This window comes from Cellvibrio sp. KY-YJ-3 (genome assembly GCF_008806955.1).
In the GTDB taxonomy this organism is placed as follows: domain Bacteria; phylum Pseudomonadota; class Gammaproteobacteria; order Pseudomonadales; family Cellvibrionaceae; genus Cellvibrio.
On the sequence record NZ_CP031727.1, the window covers coordinates 4,140,104 to 4,159,378 of the forward strand.

A 19,275-nucleotide genomic window follows, 5' to 3' on the forward strand; every position below is an offset into this window, starting at 1 on the left:
CTGCGACAAAGGTGGTTATTTAAATCAAATCCGGATTCAAAAAAGGTTAGCGCCCTTTCGGGCACTAACCACAAGACCACTACTACAGCTCTAGAGAACTCATGCCCGCTGACACCACACAGGATATGGAGAGCTACCCTGCCCGGCTTTCATCATCGGACAGGATTAGATTACGCCTTTCAGACAACGTTGTCAAAGAATATTTATCGATTCATTATTAATCTGGAAAATATTTATTTGCACAGAGAAAATTCGCACCAAAAAGTGACGGAACCACAAGCGCACTACAACAAAAATACAAAGGCGCCCCCCCTAGTACATAGCCGAAAGTTATTTTGCGGCGCTATAAATTATTCATTAAAACTAAAAAAAACATTCGCTGTCAGGCGATTGTTGCGCGGATCAGTCCCCAAGCTGAGCTCCGACAGGATATTGGCCGAATGCAGTAAACAGCCGCGATAAATTACCAAGCGATTAAACCGTGCGGAGATAAAACCAATCTTGGTAAAGGTTTCATCTGTATCAGAAAAATAGCGCTTGGTACGGCGCCGGCTATTTAATTCATCATAACAAGTATCCAAATAATGATCGCAGCGCTCGGGCGTAATCGTTTCATAACCGGTGGCATTGTGGCGATAAAACCCGGTGCCGCCATGGAACTCATCGCACAGGTACAACAGAGTGGCAAAAAAATGGGGATTGCTCGCATCAAAATGTGGGATGGTTTGCAAGGGGCCAAGTGCCGCTTCGGGTACCGTCATCATGCACATAGCCTCTTGTAGCATGGTAATTTTTGCCGAGGCTGCAATCGCAAATTCTTCGCGTAGCACATTGCCAACCGTCGCCGTTAATACACGGCCATAATCCGCCGGTGCAGCGGTGCGCACACCTGGATAACCTTTGCGCTGGGCAGCGGCAGCATAGGGAGTAAAGGTAGATTGCACGGCGGCATCAACCATCTGCACAGGGTCAGGTAAAAAATCATCAACACAGATAACTTTATTCTGCTCATTACCTACCGTCAGTATTTGAATATTCAACTTGGCACCCCAACTCAAAGTAACAATTCAACGCAGTAATTCAACGTAAGAAATCAACACAATAACTCAATACCCAACTATTTTTTACTATTTAGCGCTGCTGCGACACCAGCGCTTTTTTTAATTCTGTCAACCATACCCGATGGGATAATAAACTCGTGGCGGAGTGCTTGGATTTTTTTTGCACTTCATTTATCAGCCCAGCCGATTTTTCCGCTTCCGCCACACCTAACCGCCCGGGGCGGGTGGGATAGCCCATGCCGTAGAGTACAAATAAATAGTTTTCCAAACCAAAAATATCAAACGCACTGAAAAAATCGCTGCGTTTGGGCGGCGCTAATTTCCATAGGGCCAGCCTCTCCTGTAACAGAGGAGAAAGACTAAGCTTTTCAGTATTCTCTATCCAAAAATCTGAATCGCGCCGATCAGAAATAAAATAGTGGAGCTGGACAAAATCCATTACCCGCTCCCACGTATAACTAACTACTTTATTGCAATAATCTGCGAGTAACGGAATGTCATCCTGATACTGTGGAAAACTGCGCGCCAATAACTGCGCGGCAAAATCCGTAACAAGAATAGAGGTAGCTTCCAATGGTTCAACAAAACCTTGCGCCAACCCGAGTGCAACACAATTTTTTTGCCAGAAAGATTCTCGGTAACCAATTTTCATAGGTACACGGCGCAGATTCGCCTGCTGCAAATCGCGCCCAACATAAGCAGAGAACTGTTGGACGGCTTCATCCTCGCTCATAAAGTTAGAACCATAGACAAAACCAATACCGCGCCGGTTGGTAAGTGGTATATCCCAAATCCAACCAGCTTTGTGCGCCGTGGCCAAGGTGTAGGGCAGAATCTCGTCCGTATCCGCTGTCGGCTCCTGCAGCGCCAAGGCGGTATCGGTCAGGATTTGAGAGGATTTATCCAAAAAGGAAACGCCAAGTGTTTCACCAATTAAGAGTGCAGCAAAACCACTGCAATCGATATAAAAATCAAATTCCTCAGTGGTGCCGGACTCATAAGTCAAGGCTCTAATACTGCCATCGTCATGCAGCAATACTTGCGCAATGGTTTCAATACAATGTTTTACAGCAAATTTTCCGCGGGCATTTTTTGCCAACAAATCCGAAAATTTTGCTGCATTAAAATGGTAGGCATAGTCCACTGCTCCCACGTAAGGAGGTGATGAAATTTGTTTGGGTGAGCGATTTTGCTCTGCTATGGTATAAATTTCTGATAAACGGGAAAAATCACAAATCGATTTATTGTGTAGCCAGTAGTTGGTGACATCGAACCCCAAAGGAAAAGGCGAACTGAAAGGGTGATAGTAAAAATTATTGGTACCGGATTTTTTGGCATCCATCCACTGCGCAAACTTAATGCCCTGCTTGAACGTGGCATCGCAACTGGTGAGCAGATCTATTTCGCTAATACCGAACTTTTTCAGTGTGGCTTTTATTTGCGGAACCGTACCCTCGCCCACACCAATCACGGGAATGTCTTTGGATTCTATTAATGTAATTTGAATTTCAGGATCGCGACTGAGCTCCACACCGAGATGATTTGCCGCCATCCAACCGGCAGTGCCACCACCCACAATTGCTATGCGTTTTATTTTCATCGCAAACCCACCTGTTTGACACGTTATAAACAAAAAAAGCCCAGCAAAATGCCGGGCTTTTTTTTCGTTACTCAGCTATTAGTATTTATAGCTTAAACCCAGCATGTAGGTAGCTTCACCTTCAAATGACCACGCAGGGAAACCTTCCAGCAATGGCGCCTTCATACCATATTCTGCAGTGTAGGCTTCGGCTGCACCGTACTGGATATCGTCTTCTTTCAGTACGTTGGTCGCTTCAAGAGACAAACTCAAACTATCGGTAATGTTCCAACCAAAACTCAAATCCAATGAACCGTAGTCATCATGCATGCGGTTACCGTAATAACCAGTTTCACGAATCATGTACTCGGAACGCCAGTTGTAGGCCGCACGCGCAGAGTAAACATCATTTTCCCAGTAACCCACCAGGTTCAAACTGTCGTTTGAAGATTCGGTAAACACACCGATACGGTCCGCATAACTTTCAGCCGGCGCATTGCCGTTGGTATAGGTGTAGTTCAGAACAACACCAAAACCGTTGTCGAATGCGTGGTTCAATTGCAACTCGATACCATCAATCTCGCCGCCACCGGAGTTTTTCAGGGTGTTGACTTCCCAATTATCCATACCAGTATCAGGGCTTACCAAACCGATTGATTGATTGATTTGAATTTCATTAGTAACAAAGTTGTTCACTGATTTCACAAAATAAGCAGCAGAGAACATGTTTCCATCGCCGTAGTAGTATTCGATACCTACGTCAGCTTGTGAGGCCTTCATGGGTTTCAGACCCACATTACCAATGGTTAAGCGCTCGTTACCTTGCACGGTATCCTGATAACCAGCTTGGGTAGCAGCGGTGAACATATCGTTGTAGTTCGCGCGGCTAATGGCTTGCGATGCAGTGGTACGCAATACCAAATCATCCGTCAAATCAAAAGATACGTTCAAGCTTGGCAATACATCATCATACTTTTCAGTCGTTGACGACAAACTGTTGCTGTAGAAAGCATTTTGCGCCAAGTCGCCCGCTGCTAACGGCGTGCCGTCAATTGCGTATGACTTGCCAGTCACTTCAGTGCTTACATAACGAAGACCAAAGTTACCTTTTACGCCATCCGCTTCAAAGGTGAACATACCGTAGAGCGCATCGTTTTGTTCATTCAGCGCAGCATAACCGGAGCGCTCTTGTTTCCAGCCAGTTACATCAGCCAGAGTTGCGTCGATCATTGCACTCAGCACGGGTTTTGGTGCTTTGAAACCATGAGAACCCACTTCGAAGGTGCCACTGTAGAATTGTGAAGTGGGGCGCTGAGTTTGAGTGCCAATTACCGCTTGATCAGACGACTTCTCTACATCGTGATCAGTAGTGCGGATACCGGTTTTGAATGATTTGATCGCGCCCAGATCCAGATCAAATTCAACATCGATCTGACCATAGACTTCTTCATCCGAGTTCGGACCTCTTTTTACCGCCCAGGATTCTGCAGCCGATTGCGCGCGGTAGTTGTCCAGCGTCATATTCAAATCAGACGTGGCGTTGATTTTAATTTGCTTGCCAGTGGCATCAACACTGCCCGCCCACAACGCCATGTTGTAATCACCCAAGCTGGCAAAGTGAGAGAAGTTGGTAGTAATGTTAGTACCACCTTCCGCTTTAGTGCCGCCTACGCGACCAGTTACTGTGTAATTATCACCTTCATATTTCACATCAAAGTCGTAGGTGTCAGATGACATCTCAGCAACACGACCCCAGGTTTGGTTGAAGGTTTCAGTGCCCAGTGCGCCACTCGCCCAACCCGCAGTCAAGTTACCGCGAATAGGTTGCTTGACAGTGCTTTTCACACACAGACCTGCAGCATTGGTTTGCTCACACACGTAGTTGGTATTGCCGGCTGATTTATCCAAGCCAGTAAACAAATAAGTACTGGTATTGGTGTTGTTGGCTTTCAAATCCAACGACAGAACATGTAAACCAAAACTCAAGTTGTCAGTGGGTGCCGCTTGCAAGGTCAAATCCAATGCGCTGCGCTCACGCTCCTGAATAAAGGTGGTTGGTGATACATCATCCCACCAGCGGTAATCTGACTCGGTGCCGCGACGAACGTAATCAAAATCTTCTGCGGCAGCAGCAACCAATACACCAAAGGTTTCGGAATCATTTTTCCAGCTGTACAAGCCAGACAATTCGGGAGAAACATCATCACTGATAGTACCGGTACGCGCTTTCGCACCTACGTGTACAGTGTTGGCTTCCATATCAAGTGGTTTGCGGGTTTTTACAATAACAGTACCGCCGATACCACCTTCATTTAAGTCAGCTTGTGAGGACTTATAAACTTCCATGCCGCCGATTAATTGTGAGGGCAACAAGGAGTAGTTGAAACTGCGATCAATCGCCTGTTGGTCATACCAGCCGGTTGATGCAACATTTTGACCATTCAATTGGGTCAATGTCATTTGGGGCGCGGCACCACGAATCGATACCGAAGCGCCTTGACCAAACGCGCGACCTACAGTCACACCGGGAACGCGGCCCAGAGATTCGCCTACGTCAGAATCGGGGAACTTACCCACATCTTCTGCCGATACTGCATCAACCACTGCAGTTGAGTTGCGCTTGATATCCACGGCATTTTTCAACGCGCCGCGAATACCGGTCACCATTACTTCTTCTACCTGATCAGCAGAGTCTTGTGCAAAAGCGACACTTGGAACCCCCATCATCGCAACGGCTGCAACAGAACCGAGCATGATTGCACTTTTGTTGGCTAGCTTGATCGCGTCACTTAACTTATTACGCATGGTTAATCTCCCGAGATTGGTACTTTTATGTGTATTGATAACGATTAAACCTTTTCGAAAATCGCCGCCCCAAGACAACGTTGTCGATGAATTAACACTATCCAGACCGGACAACGTTGTCAACAACTTTGTAAATACGCGTAAACGAAAGTAAATCAATGGCTGCTGTGGAGTTTTAGAAGAAATCTATTACAAATCAAATGATTAGATTATTTATGTGCCAAACACCGCAAAAAAATTATTTTTGTTGTTACCGAAAAAACATTACGAAAATACACACATGAATTTCCAGGCATAAAAAAAGCCGCAAAAAAGCGGCTTTTTTCAGGCTTTAACGCCCGCCTACTTACGCACAACAATAACTCACTGGGTGATAAGGCGTGCACGCAATTGGCGCAAACTTGCCTTCACGCTGCGCGCATTTTCGGGGCCCATGCGCAGCATTAATTTGTGGGTTTGTGGTAATTGTTCCAGTGCCGGGTCAGCGTATTGATAAAACACTTTTGGACGAACTAACAATAAGTCGCCTTGATGATCTGGCGCCGCCAAGATGTTATCAATCGCTGCAATCAGCACGCTGTGGAAATTCGGTTTTTTCAAACCTAATTCGCGAAAGGCTTCTTCGAGTAAAGGATAAAAACGACGGTACACGGCAATCGCTGCATCGCTATCAATTAACGCCAAGGTAGTGACATAGGTTTCATAACGCTGGTAATTGTTGGTGGATACGCGCTCCTGCTCAACCGCTTCGCCTTCAATCATCACGGTAAAACTATCCACAATAAATGGTGGCGGTGGTGATATGACCGGGCGGTATTCGTGAATGACTTTACCCTCGGAAAGATTGTTCACAGCCAATACAAATTTACGAATCAATTCCTGCGGCACCAGTAATTCAATGAGCCCTTCGCCACGCAATTGCATTAACGCCGCCAATACACTGCTGTCACTCTCGCCGAGTGCTGGTAGCGGCTCAACTTCAATTACTTGGGCCGGTGGTTGATATTCTTCGATGGGCGCCTGTTCCGCCGGAACGCTACTGGCAGTAACAGCCGTTGGGGTGGTAGCGCCAGGCGTTACCTGCGTAGGGGTAATTGCAGGGCCATCATCGCGCAGGAACATAAAGGCAAGGCCCAGCGCAATCAAGGCAATGACTACGGTAACAATCATGGCAGTAGACGAAGATTTGGGACGGGGCTGGTAATCATCACTCATGGCAAACCCTTTTGTTGGTGACTTGTTGGTAATGGTGGATAACACGAATTAATGGGCGATTATGGCGTAATACCTATAGGCCTGACAGCCTCCTTGATGCAGGGTTCCCAACTTTTACTGACAACCGCTAGACTGACGGCTATTTCTGGCCTGTTCAGCGTTGAAGATTTTAAGGATTTCTATGAGTCGCCTTGCTCTTTTTGCTCTTTTTTTAACCCTGTTAGGCTGTGTCAGTATCGGGGGTTCCCAGTGGGATCAACGCTACGGCAAAGCCGTTCCGCGTGAGCTTTCCTCCGACCCACAACTGGCGACTCACACTTATTATGGCGATACCAAAACCATCATCGAACAGCGCTGCGTGGTGTGCCACGGTTGTTACGACTCGCCCTGCCAACTCAAACTTGAATCCTATGAAGGACTATTGCGCGGCGCCAACCCCGCCAAAGTTTATGATGGTACTCGCCTGCTGGGCGCCAGCCTGACCCGCTTGTTTGAGGATGCCCAGTCCACGGCTGAGTGGCGCAGCAAAGGTTTTCACCCGGTAATCAACGAGCGCGGCAACAGCGCAAGCGCCAATATCGATGCAAGTGTGACGGCCCAGCTGCTGCAGTTAAAACAAGACAATCCACTGCCAGAAGATGCCCTGCTCTCGGATGCGTTCAATCTGGACATTAATAGCCCCCAGTACTGCGCCAGCATTGAAAACCTGTATAGCTATACCGCCAAGAACCCATTATTGGGTATGCCCTATGGCCTGCCGGGGCTGAATGAACAAGAGCATAAGGTCACCATGGAGTGGCTTAAACAGGGAGCGGCGATGGGCAAAGCACCAGTGCTCCCGGAAAAAATTTACACTGAAGTCGCACGCTGGGAAGCCTTTTTAAATGGCAACACACTCAAAGCACAGTTGATCAACCGCTACATTTATGAACACCTGTTTTTGGCGCAGATCGATTTTGCCGCCGCGCCCGGTGTGTATTTCCGCCTGGTGCGCTCCAGCACGCCACCGGGCGAACCTATAAGCCGTATCAGCACCGCACGCCCATTTGATGACCCGGGCGTGAGCCGGGTTTACTACCGCCTCTGGCAAGATCCCTCCAGTGTCGTCGCCAAAAACCATATGCCCTATCGCCTGGACGCGGCGCGAGCGCAGCAATGGCAAGAACTGTTTTATACCCCCGCCTATCCAGTCAGCCACCTGCCTGACTACAACAGTGCAACAGCCTCCAACCCATTCATCACCTTTGCACAACTGCCAATTAATGCGCGCTATCGTTTTATGCTCAATGAAGCGCAGTTCACTATTATGAATTTCATCAAAGGCCCGGTGTGCCGCGGGCAGGTGGCACTCAATGTGATTCAGGATCACTTCTGGGTATTTTTCTATTCACCCGAATCACAAGCCACCGATGAGGATGCACGTTTTCTGGCGGAAAATAGCAAACACCTGCAATTGCCAGCGGGTGCGGGTAATACCCTGTTGCCGCTCACTAACTGGATTAAGTATTCAGAGCTGCAAAAAGAGTATCTGGCGGCTAAAGCCAATTTTGTGAAAGAAAAAATCGCCGCTAATGGCGGGCTGGAAATGCACAGTATTTGGGATGGCGATAAAGGCAATAATAACAACGCCGCGCTCACCATTTTTCGCCACGCCGACAGCGCCAGTGTGCACAAAGGCATGATTGGCCAATCGCCCAAAACTGCCTGGGTGATTGGCTACCCGCTGCTGGAGCGGATTCACTATTTATTGGTGGCGGGTTTTGATGTGTACGGCAATGTCTCCCATCAACTGTTGAGCCGGCTCTACATGGATTTTTTGCGCATTGAAGGCGAGATGAATTTTGTTGAATTATTGCCTCGGGAGACGCAGCAAACCACTTTGCAGTATTGGTATCGCGATGCGGAAGCAAACCTGCAAACCTATATTGATCTCTACTTGAAGCAGGTAGATATCACCAATAAGATTCACTACCAGAGCGACGCCCATCAGGAAGAGCTCTACCTCAAGTTGAAACGACATCTGGGCAAAGCGGGCCAGTCGCCGCATAACCTCAACACCGCCAAATTGCCAGCGCACAAACTGGCGCTCTATCAGGAGTTGCAAAATACCAGCGGTAAGGCCATCAGTTTTTTGCCGCAAACCACACTCATCGAATTGCGCGGTGTGGGCTTATTTAGCCTGATTCACAACAGTGCTTACTCTAATTTATCGTCACTCTTTGGCGAGGACAAACGGCGTATTCCCGGCGAAGACAACCTCACCCTTGCACGCGGGGTAATCGGCGCCTACCCCAACAGTTTTATGCGCATAGAACCTCATGAATTGGACGAGTTTATCGCCCAGCTGCAGCAATTGGGCTCGGAGCAGGACTACCGCAACTTCAAGGCTCGTTTTGGAATCCGGCGCACTCACCCCGACTTCTGGGCATTTAGCGATAGGGTTCATCAACTCTATAAAATCGCTGCACCGGAAGAAGCCGCATTGCTGGACTACAATCGGCTGGAAAATCGTTAATAAAAGTTTCACAAAGAAATGTTAACGATTTGCGCAAAAACGGCACCGTAAATTGCGGCACAGGGGTAAATGAAGTATTCTTTCTAATAATCAATCTCATTTACATTCAAGACGACATTATCTATGAATACTGCTGTGCTTGCTGACTCCCTCTCCCCCGTGCTGCGCCTTGATCAATGTCGCAAAGGCGCGACCGTGCGGGTGACGACCCTGATTGAACAACCGCTGTTTGGTGCGCAAGACGAACGCGTCAGCCTGCGTTTGAAAGAACTGGGGTTTTTACCCGGCGCATTGCTCAAAGTGATCGGCTTTGGCTTGATGGGCTCAGACCCCATGGCAGTGCAAGTCAACGGTACCAAATTCGCGTTGCGTCGCGCTGAAGCCGCCAAAATCTGTGTGGAACCTGCATCCACTCACCCCTAATCAGGCCTCTATCAGGTAGCTCTATGTCCTCCCCTATTCGCTTTGCGCTGATTGGCAACCCCAATTGCGGCAAAACCTCGCTGTTTAATCGCTTGACCGGCGCCCGCGCCAAAGTGGCCAACTACCCCGGCGTTACCGTTGAGCGCCGCTCGGGCATAGTGACCGGTTTAACGAAACCCGCCGAATTGCTCGACTTACCCGGCACCTACAGCCTATTTGTGACATCGCCCGATGAGCAAGTAGCCCGCGATGTGATTCTGGGCAAACTGGCCGGTGAACGCCGCCCGGATTTACTTATCGCTGTCGTCGACGCCTGCAACCTGCGCCTGGGCTTACGGTTGGTGATGGAGCTGAAAACCCTCAATCGCCCGATGGTGCTGGCACTCAACCAAATGGATGAAGCCAAACGTCGCGGCATCAGTATTGATACAGCAGCGCTCTCGCACGCGATTGGTATGCCTATTATCGAAACCGTCGCGGTGAATAGCCAGGGTGTGAACGAGTTGCGCGCACTCTTGGATGGCTATGCACAACAGCCACCACTGGCCGCTGGCGAGCAGAGTTTGACCCTGAGCGACCGTCAGGAATCGGTAGAAGCGCTCTATGCCGAAATCGAGAGTTTGATACGCCAATACGTCATCGCCCCCGCGCACCTGCCGCGCTGGCAAGATCGTCTGGATGCCTTGGTAATGCACCCGCTGCTCGGTTTAGTGGTGCTATTCAGTATTTTGTTGGTGATCTTCCAAGCGGTATTTGCCTGGGCATCACCGGCGGTGGATTTAATTGATGCGGGTTTTAGTGGGCTTGGAGAGTTAGTCGGCACGCTATTGCCCGACGGCATTCTGAAAGACTTTATCGTAGAGGGATTGATTGCCGGCGTGGGCGGTGTGCTGGTATTCCTGCCGCAAATTATCATCCTGTTCTTTTTTATCCTGGTACTCGAAGACACTGGCTACCTCACCCGCGCCGCGTTCTTGCTGGATCGCCCCATGCGCGGGCTGGGCTTGTCCGGCCGCTCGTTTATCCCACTGCTGTCGAGCTTCGCCTGCGCTGTTCCCGGCATTATGGCGACACGCACTATCTCCGACCCACGCGAGCGGTTTATCACCATCATGGTCGCGCCACTCATGACTTGCTCGGCGCGCCTCCCGGTGTATGCGCTAATTATTGCGGCGTTTATTCCCGAACAAACCGTGTGGGGCTTTTTTAACCTGCAGGGTTTAACCCTCTTTGCCCTCTATTTCGCCGGTGTCGCCAGCGCCGCACTGATCGCCTGGATCATGCGCCGCCGCAGTGGCCGCGAAGAATTTCCACTGCTGCTCGAGTTGCCCACCTACCGCTGGCCCATGGCCTATCACCTGTTGATGGGTTTGCGTGAACGCGCGTGGATTTTTATCCGCCGTGTGGGCACCATTATTCTCGCCCTCTCGATTGTGCTCTGGTTTTTAGCGACATTCCCCGGCGCCCCGGAAAACGCCACTATGCCTGCTATCGACTACAGCTTCGCCGGTCAACTCGGCCACTTTATGCAGCCGCTGTTTGCCCCACTGGGTTTTAATTGGCAGATGTGTATTGCACTCATCCCCGCCATGGGCGCACGCGAAGTTGCCGTAAGTGCGTTAGCAACGGTTTATGCTGTAGGTGAAGAATCGATTGATGTTGCACTTGGCTCTGCACTCGCTGCAAGCTGGTCACTGCCGGTGGCCTACGCCTACCTCGCCTGGTTTGTGTATGCACCACAATGCATATCCACCATCGCCGTGGTAAAACGCGAAACCAACTCCGCCAAAGCGACGACTTTTTTCACCGTTTATTTATTTGCATTAGCTTACTTTGCCGCCTGGGCGACCTACCAAATCGCCAGCGCAATTGTGGGTTAATCAACGAAGGGGGGAATAACTATGTGGCAAGACATTCCGTGGCAAGAACTGATTGTTGGTATTTGTGTTCTGGCGGCGGTGATTTTTTTAGTGCGCCGCTGGCTGTTCCCCTCCGCCAAAAAATCCGCCGCCTGCGGTGGATGTGGCGGGTGCGATAAAACCAGCGACGCCAGCTGCAGCAATCCCACCGAAAAAACACAACATTGAACGTAGGGGCGCGATTTATCGCGCCCTTTGATGTGCCCTCCCCCATATCCCACCTCGATCCTGAATCAATCCAACGTGGGCGCAATCATTCAAAAGGTAAAATCTAATAACCTCCTCCCGTCTCCCCATACCAATACCGCGGCTGATTAATCGGCATGGATTTGGGCAGGGAGGGATTGCTGAGCAGCAGCGGTTTGCGATTCACCAGATAAGGCAGGCCATTTTTGATGCGAGGATGGGACTTGAAAAACTGCTCGAATTCGCCGTTATCGATTAAGCGTTCAAAACCGGATTCCATCCGTTTGGCTAATTCTTCGTTATCTTTATTCACAAAAAAATACATGGCCGCGGGGTAAGACAAATACCAATTCGGCGCAACCACCAGATCGTACCGCTGCAAAAAGGCAGTTTCATTAGCAATTTCGGTGACGCCGCGCGGAAAATAATCAAAGCGTTTAGCCGCCAGCATTTTGTACAACTGCTCCTTACCTACCCCTTCAGTAACCGGCAATCCATTCGCTTTTAGCACAGCCGTATCCGGCCAGTTTGCGCCCTGTCCTGCGACCAGTTGTTGTAGATCCTGCAGCGAGGTTATTTGTTTGAAGCGCGCTTCGTCCTGACGGCGAATCACCATCAACCGCGCGCCAATTAAGCCTTTGAATAATGGAATACGAATGGGACGTAGCAGGGTTTCCCGGTGATTGGAGGTGACTGTCCACAGCAGGTTATTGGTGCTTTCGGTATTGCTTAATTCAATAAGCCAGCGCCACTGGGTGAATTGGCGATCGGAAAATCGCAGTTCAATGAGCTCATTGGGGGCTTTGCTTGCGGCAAGAATCAGGCGCAGCAGGTTGACGTAGTAGTCATCCTCACGCTCCGGGGTGACAGCTTCCACATTCACCACATAAATGCTGGGGGTAGTTTCGGCAGGTGTAACAGCGACCTGTGCCCGGGCACAATTTGCGAGAACAAACACGGCCGTAAAGATGTGCCAGCGCAAGTGCCACATAGACTGATCCACAGAAGTCACCTTGCTTGAGATTAGCACAGGGAAAGGGATGACACCGCCGGAGTTGCTGCCGTATAGTCGCGCATCACCAGCAGGGCTACTTACGGAATTCGCACCATGCAACAAAAACTGGAAACTCGCACTTTTTTGCTCTTTCTGCTCATCGTCTCTGTGGGCTTCTTACTCGTTTTGAAACCTTTCTTTGGCACCATTTTTTGGGCTTGTGCGATTACGGTAATTTTTTATCCGATGCAGACGCGGCTGATCAAATATTTCAATGGCCGCCCCAATACCAGCGCATTACTCACATTATTTGCCTGCATTTTGGTTGTGGTATTGCCGGTCACCATCCTGATTAGCTCGGTGGTTGCCGAGGGTTCGGCTTACTACAAGAAGCTGGAATCGGGAGAGGTAGACCCGGCGCGCTATCTCGATCAGGTACGCACAGCCTTCCCCGCCGTGCAAGCAACCCTGGATCGCGTTGGAATCGATTTTGCCAAGGTCAAAGAAGGCGCGTTGAGCGTGACCATGAGCGGCGGCAAATGGTTGGCACAAAATGCGTTAAGCATCGGCCAAAACACTTTTAAGCTACTGCTGAATATCTGCCTGATGTTGTACCTGACGTTCTTCCTGCTGCGCGATGGTAATTACCTGTTGGAATTATTAATCCGCGCCTTGCCACTGGGCGATTCCCGCGAACGCTTGTTGTTTTCCAAGTTTGGTGAAGTCACTCGGGCAACCATCAAAGGCAATATGGTAATCGCGCTGATTCAAGGTTCACTCGGCGGCCTGATTTTCTGGGCGCTGGGTATTCCCGGCGCGCTCTTGTGGGGTGTGGTAATGGCGGTGCTGTCGCTGATTCCCGCGGTGGGGCCAGCGATTGTTTGGGTGCCGGTTTCAATCTATCTGTTTGCCAGCGGTGAGAATGTCAAAGCAATCATTTTGATTGCTTTTGGTGCGGGAGTAATCGGCTTGGTTGATAACATTCTGCGCCCGATTTTGGTGGGGCGCGATACCAAGCTGCCTGACTATATCGTGTTGCTCTCCACCCTCGGCGGCTTGGCGCTATTTGGCATTAACGGCTTCGTGATTGGGCCGGTGATAGCGGCCTTATTTATCGCCTTTTGGGGAATTTTTATGCGCGATGTAAACGTGCCCGATGCCCCACCGGTCGCACTGGAGAGTCAAAAGCCGGAGGAATCCGCTGAGTGATCTGCTAGACTGCGCGGCCTTTTTACCTTGACTCCACCTCAAGTGGAGCCATAAATCCCTAAGATGAGATTTGATTATGTCTAACCAATTCAAGAGCGTTGAAGAACTCGTGAGCTACGGCATTGGCCGTCAAATGGGCGATCAATTGGCCAGCAACCCGTTTGATGGTGTATCACCTGAAGCAGTAGCCCAAGGCGTTGTGGATGCATTGAAGGATGTTGCAATGCCTTACAGCAATGAAAAGATGCAAGCCGCCTTTGAAGAGATTAACAACCGTATGCAAGCCAAAGCGGCTGAACAGCACAAGGCGTTGGCAGGTGCTGGCGAAGCTTTCTTGGCAGAAAACGCCAAAAAGACGGGCATTACTGTGACTGCATCTGGTTTGCAATATGAAGTAATTACACAAGGCTCCGGTGCAGTTCCAACCGCGACTTCTAAAGTAAAAACCCATTACCACGGCACTTTGATCGACGGTACTGTGTTTGACAGCTCCGTGAATCGCGGTCAGCCAATCGATTTTCCGGTGAACGGTGTTATTGCCGGTTGGACCGAAGCATTGCAATTGATGCCAGTCGGCTCCAAATGGCGTTTGTATGTTCCGCATAACCTCGCCTACGGTGAGCGCGGTGCAGGTGCCAGTATTGCGCCTTTCTCAACGCTGATTTTTGATGTTGAGTTGATTGATATTGTTGGTTAATTAATTCGTACCAACGTCGAGCTCCAGCAGGAGTTGCGGAGGTGTTTCCGAGACACGCCGTAAATCCTTCCCTGGAGGCTCGCCGTCGACAGCCGCATTTGTTCCATACAAATTGCGGCACTTCCCACATCCGTGTGGGTCGTCCATGTCTCCGACGGTCTCAGAAACACCTCCGCAACTCCTGCTTCATCAGCTTCGATAAGCTTTACAAGCACCCCATTATTCACTGTTAATTTGTTAACGGATTTTCCATGTGGTTTAAAAATTTACGTTTGTATCGTCTCACCGAACAGTGGACTATTTCCGCTGAAGAATTAAATGAAAAGCTTGCCGAATTTTGTTTTAACCCCTGCGGCAACCTGGACCCAATGCGCTATGGTTTTGAACCACCGCTGGGGCGTCACGGCAGTGAGTTTGTACACGTGACTAACGGTTACGTGATGATTTGCGCTAAGAAGCAGGAAAAAATTCTGCCCGGTGGCGTGATCAAAGAACAGCTGGAGGAAAAGGTACAAGCGATTAAAGACGCCGAATCGCGCCCGGTTGGTCGCAAAGAGCGCGACACGTTAAAAGACGAAATTATTTTTTCGCTGCTACCGCGCGCCTTTACCCGTTCGTCGCTGGATTACGCCTATATCGCGCCGCAGGAAGGGCTGATTGTGGTGAATTCTTCATCTGCAAAACGCGCGGAAGATTTGCTTAGCAAATTGCGCGAAGCACTGGGCAGTTTGCGCTGTTTACCTATCGCACCCAAAAATATTCCCACCCAGGTCATGACCCATTGGTTGCGTGAGAGCGAAGCACCGCACCAGTTTGAATTGGGTGAAGAGGTTGAACTACAAGCCGCAAAAGATGGCCGCGTAGTCCGCTGTAAAAAACAGGATTTAACCGCAAGCGAAATCCGCAATCATTTGGAAAGCGGAATGCACGTAAGCAAAATCGCGCTGGTGTGGAAAGAATCCATCAGCTGCATTATCGATGATCAAGTCGCAGTGAAGCGCTTGAAGTTTGAAGATGTGATTAGCGACAAAGCCAACGAACGTAACCCGGAAAGCAAAGCGGAGCAATTTGATGCCGACTTCGCGATTATGGCGATGGAGTTAAAAAACTTTATCTCCGCGTTGCTGGCAGCCTTTGGTGGTGAAGCTGATTCAATGTTAGATAATTAGTACCTGACTGAATTAGTGAGCCCCCATTAATGGTTTGCAAAGTCATATAGCAATTAAACATCATTACAAGTCGAGGGGAAGATCAGGCACTTCCCTATTTACTGGATAATAATAATGACCTTTTTCCCCCATTTCAGTCAGCATCAGGTAACGATAGCACTGAGTGTTTACATTGGGCTAATACTCAATAGCCCGGTTCTTATTCGCAATTGTGCAGGAGGCTGGCTTCAGACAAGCTCTGCGCTTTTATCTGCCCTAGCATTATTTTCGCTGTGTTATTTACTTGTCCGTTTTTTCAGCTTATTCGGGCAGACTGGTTATAAATTTTTTTCAAGCTTTACCTTGCTTGTATCTGCTGCAGCAAGTTACTACATGACATTTTTCAATGTGGTGATTGGCTACGGTGCCATTGTTTCCACGCTAACATTCGATACTGACTTAAACAGTGAAGTGGTAGGTTACACATTTTTCCTGTGGCTTGTGCTCACGGGATTAGCTCCCTGTGTGTGGCTGTGGTTTACCAAATTAACCAATACCACCTACAGCAACATGGGAATTAAATCTATTGCCAAAAGTTGTTTACCCATACTAGGCGCACTAGTGGCATTTAATGTCAGCATCAAAACCATTATTGCCATCACAGAAGATCACGCACGTAAAAACAATCAATATACGGCCAGCACTGGCGGCATTATTGCTCACTCTTATTTACCGACCAACTGGATCGCCAGCCTCAGTATTTACCTACATCAACTCGGCAAAGAAAGCACCAGCAATCAAAAGTTGTATGACCCAAGCAAACACTTCACCTATCAAGCAACACCCGCACTTGATGATTTATTTGTGGTATTTGTGATTGGTGAAACCACGCGCTGGGATCATATGGGGCTATTTGGTTACGAGCGCAGCACAACTCCGCTGCTCGCACAAGAACCCAACCTGATTGCAATGCGTGGCACCTCATGCGACACAGCAACAAAACTTTCACTACGCTGCATGTTTGTACGCGAAAATGGTACTGAAGACGATGCCCAACGCACGCTCAAAGAGCGCAATGTATTTGCCGTGCTGCGTAAATTAGGGTTTACCTCAGAATTATTTGCCATGCAAAGCGAAGCCTGGTTTTATTCAAGCCTGGATGCTAATCGCTACGAAATCCGTGAAGTAGTTGCGGCGGAATATGCTTACAGCAAACATCCTATTGATGACATGTTATTAGTAGCTCAAATGGAGCGATCCATTAGCAAGCACCTACAGGGAAAACACCTAATCATATTGCACACAAAAGGATCTCATCACCTTTATAGCCAGCGTCATACGCGAGACTTTGCAAACTTCACACCGGAATGTATGGACATAGATGATAGTTGCACCAAACAGCAATTGATCAACTCATTTGATAACTCTGTGCTGTACGTTGATTACATGCTGAAAAATGTATTCGATAAATTGCGCAATAAAAATGCACTAGTGTTTTATGTTCCAGATCACGGCGAATCTATCGAGGAAAACCAACACTTCCACGCCACCCCCAAAGAGATGGCGCCCCCCGAACAATTTCGCGTTCCTTTTATTGTTTGGGCATCGGATAAGTTTATTGCACAACCGCAACATCAAGTGCTATTTTCCAATCTGAAAAAGCGTGAAGAAAATAATTTCAATCCACATCATGAACAAATTTTCGATAGCCTGCTCGGCTGCATGGGCTACTCGTCGCCCGACGGTGGTATCAACACGCAAAATAACTGGTGCGGCGACAACCCAAAATCAATGGCCTTCGACAACCACTCTTCTGGCCTCAGCCAGCGTTAAATAAAAACGCAGCACGCCTTTTATCGGTTTGATATTGGCGTGCGCCAGTGTACTCAGTGGCTGTTTGGGAATATCAGTCAGAATTAATTCGGTATTATTTTTTTCGCATTTGGCGATCAGTTTATTCAACGCCGACAAGCCACCCGCATCCAGTAGCGATACTTCTTTTAACGAGAGGATAATATGTTGCTGTTCGGTGCAGAGCGTTGAAAGCTCTCCAAAAACGCGATCAGCGGCGGCAAAAAATAATGGCCCGCTAATACTGAACGCCCGCCAGTTTTCCGGTAGTTGTTTACCATCAATTCGTCCATCACCTGTCACATCATCCACATGGGTCATGGCCGCAATTTCTTTCATAAACAGCAGCGCCGCTAACACAATACCGGCAGTAATCGCGATCACCATATCGAACAATACCGTTAACGCAAAACAGGTGATAAAAACCCAAACATCACCGCGCGGTGCGGTTTTAATTAAGTGCACCGCTTTATGCGCTTCACTCATTCCCCAAGCCACCATCACCAACAGCGCCGCCATGGCAGGCATTGGTAAATAAGCGAGCAGCGGCGCGAGCGCAACCAACCCCAGTAAGACCACTAACGCATGGATCATGCCCGCCACTGGCGATTCCGCGCCCGCCTTAATACTCGCTGCCGAACGCGCAAGTGCAGCAGTGGCGGTAATGCCACCGAAAAATGGTGTGATGATATTGGCAATACCCTGCCCCAATAATTCGCTATTGGCACTGTGGCGTTTGCCGCTCATGCCATCCAACACTACCGCACACAATAAGGATTCAATCGCGCCGAGCATGGCAATCGCAAAGGCAGCGGCGAGTAAATCCTGCACCACGCGCAAATTCCATTGAATCGATTCGCCATTTGCACCGGCCTGCAGCCAGGGCCATTCAAATTGCGGCAGCTGCGGTGGAATACCCAAACCGGTGCTACCGTCGGCCAGCGTATAAGAAAAACGCGAGCCAATTGTGTCCACATCAAAGCCGGATTGATTCAACACTACAGCGACCAGAGTGCCGACAATCAGCGCGGGCAAATGCGGTGGCACAGGCAACTTTAATAACGGCCACAACAGCATGATGGCGAGCGTCGCGGCAGCGACAACAAAACTCGGCCAATAAAAATCCGGCAAGCTTTGTATTAACAACCAGAGCTTTTCCAAATAGTGTTCGGGCATATCGGGCAATTGCAAACCAAAAAAATCTTTTATTTGCAAGGTCGCAATCACCACCGCAATACCGGCGGTAAAACCAAGCGTTACCGCTTCAGGAATATATTCAATCAAACGCCCCAAGCGCAGCAGTGCCATCACCACCAAAATTCCACCAGCCATCACACTGGCCACCAGCAAGCCACCCAAACCATATTTTTGCGCGATGGGATAAAGGATCACGACAAACGCCGCCGTAGGGCCAGAAATACTAAACCGCGAGCCGCCCAGCAGCGGAATTAAAAACCCGGCGATGATGGCGGTATACAAACCGTATTGCGGCGGCACACCGCTGGCGATGGCGAGTGCCATCGCCAGTGGAATCGCAATAATGCCAACGGTGATGCCCGCTAATAAATCGCGGGTGAAGCGCGGCGCACCATAATGTTCAGTGATGCACGCCTCGCGCAAGGCGTGGCCAAGTCGCAGGGAAAACAAATGGGCGCGATGGGGCATGGGAATCC

14 protein-coding genes are annotated in these 19,275 nt (G+C 49.3%); 8 read left to right on the forward strand and 6 right to left on the reverse strand.

Annotation, left to right across the window (positions count from 1 at the left end; translation table 11 throughout):
• Positions 1 to 350: 350 nt before the first annotated feature.
• The 4 genes from D0B88_RS17585 to D0B88_RS17600 form a co-directional block, all read right to left on the reverse strand.
• A complete protein-coding gene (locus D0B88_RS17585) occupies positions 351 to 1,040 on the reverse strand; it encodes a DUF6445 family protein (RefSeq protein WP_151058774.1) in 690 nt (229 codons plus the stop codon).
• A gap of 91 nt (positions 1,041 to 1,131) precedes the next feature.
• Positions 1,132 to 2,661 (reverse strand): tryptophan halogenase family protein, encoded by a 1,530-nt coding sequence (locus D0B88_RS17590; RefSeq protein WP_151058776.1) that lies wholly within the window; start codon positions 2,659 to 2,661, stop codon positions 1,132 to 1,134.
• A gap of 78 nt (positions 2,662 to 2,739) precedes the next feature.
• Entirely contained in the window at positions 2,740 to 5,445 is a 2,706-nt protein-coding gene (locus tag D0B88_RS17595) for a TonB-dependent receptor (RefSeq protein ID WP_151058778.1), read from the reverse strand.
• Between the two features lie 363 nt (positions 5,446 to 5,808).
• Positions 5,809 to 6,660 carry a DUF3014 domain-containing protein gene (locus D0B88_RS17600; protein ID WP_225318441.1) on the reverse strand — a complete coding sequence of 284 codons (852 nt, stop codon included), beginning with the start codon at positions 6,658 to 6,660 and terminating at the stop codon, positions 5,809 to 5,811.
• 181 nt (positions 6,661 to 6,841) lie between these two features.
• Here D0B88_RS17600 and D0B88_RS17605 point away from each other — a divergent pair, with 181 nt between their 5' ends.
• From D0B88_RS17605 to D0B88_RS17620, 4 genes are all read left to right on the forward strand, one after another.
• A complete protein-coding gene (locus D0B88_RS17605) occupies positions 6,842 to 9,175 on the forward strand; it encodes a fatty acid cis/trans isomerase (protein ID WP_151058782.1) in 2,334 nt (777 codons plus the stop codon).
• 123 nt (positions 9,176 to 9,298) lie between these two features.
• Positions 9,299 to 9,598: a FeoA family protein gene (locus D0B88_RS17610; protein WP_007643273.1), complete on the forward strand. Its 300-nt coding sequence runs from the start codon at positions 9,299 to 9,301 to the stop codon at positions 9,596 to 9,598.
• Positions 9,599 to 9,621: 23 nt separating this feature from the next.
• Positions 9,622 to 11,478, forward strand: coding sequence for a ferrous iron transporter B (locus tag D0B88_RS17615; RefSeq protein ID WP_007643275.1), 1,857 nt, complete (start codon positions 9,622 to 9,624; stop codon positions 11,476 to 11,478).
• Between the two features lie 21 nt (positions 11,479 to 11,499).
• A complete protein-coding gene (locus tag D0B88_RS17620; RefSeq protein WP_007643276.1) occupies positions 11,500 to 11,685 on the forward strand; it encodes a FeoB-associated Cys-rich membrane protein in 186 nt (61 codons plus the stop codon).
• Between the two features lie 103 nt (positions 11,686 to 11,788).
• On the opposite strand, the gene D0B88_RS17625 is transcribed toward D0B88_RS17620, so the two are convergent.
• A complete protein-coding gene (locus D0B88_RS17625; RefSeq protein ID WP_225318442.1) occupies positions 11,789 to 12,706 on the reverse strand; it encodes a hypothetical protein in 918 nt (305 codons plus the stop codon).
• A gap of 105 nt (positions 12,707 to 12,811) precedes the next feature.
• Between D0B88_RS17625 and D0B88_RS17630 the strand changes: the two genes are divergently transcribed.
• The 4 genes from D0B88_RS17630 (at position 12,812) to eptB (ending at position 17,584) form a co-directional block, all read left to right on the forward strand.
• On the forward strand, positions 12,812 to 13,906 hold the full coding sequence (locus tag D0B88_RS17630; protein WP_007643278.1) for an AI-2E family transporter: 1,095 nt from the start codon (positions 12,812 to 12,814) through the stop codon (positions 13,904 to 13,906).
• A 76-nt stretch (positions 13,907 to 13,982) separates the two neighbouring features.
• Entirely contained in the window at positions 13,983 to 14,603 is a 621-nt protein-coding gene (locus tag D0B88_RS17635) for an FKBP-type peptidyl-prolyl cis-trans isomerase (protein WP_151058784.1), read from the forward strand.
• A gap of 251 nt (positions 14,604 to 14,854) precedes the next feature.
• Positions 14,855 to 15,772, forward strand: coding sequence for a recombination-associated protein RdgC (gene rdgC, locus D0B88_RS17640; protein ID WP_151058786.1), 918 nt, complete (start codon positions 14,855 to 14,857; stop codon positions 15,770 to 15,772).
• 114 nt (positions 15,773 to 15,886) lie between these two features.
• A complete protein-coding gene (gene eptB / locus D0B88_RS17645) occupies positions 15,887 to 17,584 on the forward strand; it encodes a kdo(2)-lipid A phosphoethanolamine 7''-transferase (RefSeq protein WP_151058788.1) in 1,698 nt (565 codons plus the stop codon).
• On the opposite strand, the gene dauA is transcribed toward eptB, so the two are convergent.
• A complete protein-coding gene (gene dauA, locus D0B88_RS17650; protein WP_151058790.1) occupies positions 17,540 to 19,267 on the reverse strand; it encodes a C4-dicarboxylic acid transporter DauA in 1,728 nt (575 codons plus the stop codon). The two genes, eptB and dauA, sit on opposite strands and share 45 nt — an antisense overlap.
• Positions 19,268 to 19,275 lie beyond the last annotated feature (8 nt).

Bases quoted from the DNA above. Each gene is read 5' to 3' on its own strand.
- D0B88_RS17590 (WP_151058776.1), bottom strand. From the start codon at position 2,661: ATGAAAATAAAACGCATAGCAATTGTGGGTGGTGGCACTGCCGGTTGG.
- D0B88_RS17595 (WP_151058778.1), bottom strand. From the start codon at position 5,445: ATGCGTAATAAGTTAAGTGACGCGATCAAGCTAGCCAACAAAAGTGCA.
- D0B88_RS17600 (WP_225318441.1), bottom strand. From the start codon at position 6,660: ATGAGTGATGATTACCAGCCCCGTCCCAAATCTTCGTCTACTGCCATG.
- D0B88_RS17605 (WP_151058782.1), top strand. From the start codon at position 6,842: ATGAGTCGCCTTGCTCTTTTTGCTCTTTTTTTAACCCTGTTAGGCTGT.
- D0B88_RS17610 (WP_007643273.1), top strand. From the start codon at position 9,299: ATGAATACTGCTGTGCTTGCTGACTCCCTCTCCCCCGTGCTGCGCCTT.
- D0B88_RS17615 (WP_007643275.1), top strand. From the start codon at position 9,622: ATGTCCTCCCCTATTCGCTTTGCGCTGATTGGCAACCCCAATTGCGGC.
- D0B88_RS17620 (WP_007643276.1), top strand. From the start codon at position 11,500: ATGTGGCAAGACATTCCGTGGCAAGAACTGATTGTTGGTATTTGTGTT.
- D0B88_RS17630 (WP_007643278.1), top strand. From the start codon at position 12,812: ATGCAACAAAAACTGGAAACTCGCACTTTTTTGCTCTTTCTGCTCATC.
- D0B88_RS17635 (WP_151058784.1), top strand. From the start codon at position 13,983: ATGTCTAACCAATTCAAGAGCGTTGAAGAACTCGTGAGCTACGGCATT.
- rdgC (WP_151058786.1), top strand. From the start codon at position 14,855: ATGTGGTTTAAAAATTTACGTTTGTATCGTCTCACCGAACAGTGGACT.
- eptB (WP_151058788.1), top strand. From the start codon at position 15,887: ATGACCTTTTTCCCCCATTTCAGTCAGCATCAGGTAACGATAGCACTG.
- dauA (WP_151058790.1), bottom strand. From the start codon at position 19,267: ATGCCCCATCGCGCCCATTTGTTTTCCCTGCGACTTGGCCACGCCTTG.